Here is a 1,621-nt window from a genome sequence, read left to right on the forward strand (position 1 = left end):
CCCGGGCCGCGAGGCGCCCGCAATGGCGATGGGCCTCCTCCGAGCGGCGGGGGGCGATCAGCTCGGTGAGCGTCCGCGGGCCGCCCGCGTCGATCGCGTCGCCGCCGTCGAGGAGCGCCCGGGTCGCGATGTCGACCGCGTCGACGTCGTCCGCGGTGCCGTGGAGCGCCGCGCACGCGTGGCGCAGGAAACGCTCGGCCTCGTCAGGGGCGATGGCGTCCATGGCGTACTCCAGCTCGACCGCGATGTCGTCGCCGACCTCGGCCACCGTGATCGTCGCGTCGAACTTGGCGGTGCCCGTCGAGATCGGCACGCGCGCTCCCCCATGTCGGCCGAGCACGAGACGGTCGAGGCGTCGCGACTGGTGGACGACCATGATGCGCGGCGCCGCGCGGTCGCGCAGCTCCGGTGCGGCGGTCACCAGATCGGCGACGTCCGCCCGCGTGTCGAGGGCCGAGACGATCTGGGCCCGCAGGTCGACATCGCGCCCGACCGCGAACAGGGTCGTCGTGACGTGGCATCCCACGATTGCGTCGTCGGGCGTCGTCCGCGCGACGGGGGCGGCGATCAGCAGCTGCGACGGTCCGCCCAGCCGCTCGACCGCGGTCGCGACCGCGCGGACGGCGAGTTCGAAGACGGTGGCGTCGACCGAGCGGCGGCGCACCGCCTCGGCAGAGGGGCCGGTGAGCACGCGGGTCCGCGTCGCCCCGGCGCGCCCGAAACCCGTCGTGGTGGTCGCCCAACCGGGGATGTCGGCCCGGTCGGGCAGGGGTCCGAGGCGGGTCACTGCGTCGGCCGCGCTCTCGCCGGTCGGCGGGTCGACCGTGGCGTCCGCAGTGCGCCAGACGGGGGCCGTCCCTGCGAGACGGGCGGCCATGGCATCCGAGATGCTCTGCAGCAGGGTCGGTTCGGATGCCTCGTCGACGGCGCTGTGGTGCAGTGCGAGGACGAGGAGCCAGCCGTCGACACGTCGGCTCAGGCCGATGCGGATCGGGATGGCGGATGCCAGGTCGAACGGACGCCGCACAAACGCATCGACGTCGGAGATCTCTTCGACGACCGGAGCCGCCCGGGGGTCGTCGGCCGCGAGCCGCTCGGCGACCAGGGCGTCGGGCCCCGGCGACAGCAGGGTCCGGAGGGCCGCGTGCCGCCGTGTCGTATCGGCGAGGGCCTGCGTCAGCGCGGCACGGTCGGGTTCGGTGTCGAAGAGGAACGCGAGGGGGACGGTGTAGGTCGCCGCAGTCGTGTCGAGCTGCGTGGCGAGCCACATGCGCCGCTGGCCCGGGGTCGCCGGGAGGGTGGCTGCGCCGTCGGCGGACACGACGGTGCGGGGGCGGTCCGTCGCGGCGTCGGCGAGCGCGACGAACCGGCTGAGATCGGCGACCGTGGGGTTCTCGAACACCGCGCGGGTCGGCACCGTACGCTGCAGGGCGCGCGACAGCCGGTTGGCGAGCCGGACCGCGGCGAGGGAGTCGCCGCCGAGGGCGAAGAAGCCGGTGTCGGGGCCGACCGCGGCAAGGTCGACGCCGAGGACCGCGGCGATCTCGTCGGCGACGGGTCGCTGCGCAGCGGTCAGGGCGCCCCGGGGCTCGCCGTCTGCTGCGCCGGCTCGGGCAGGGCG

At 75.4% G+C, this 1,621-nt stretch carries 1 protein-coding gene; it reads right to left on the bottom strand.

Going from position 1 to position 1,621, the window contains the following annotated elements:
* The coding region (locus tag ACH61_RS15310; protein WP_153038947.1) for a condensation domain-containing protein at nt 1-1,621 on the bottom strand (1,621 nt) is incomplete at both ends.

It is taken from the genome of Rathayibacter tanaceti, assembly GCF_001634385.1.
Taxonomy (GTDB): domain Bacteria; phylum Actinomycetota; class Actinomycetes; order Actinomycetales; family Microbacteriaceae; genus Rathayibacter; species Rathayibacter tanaceti.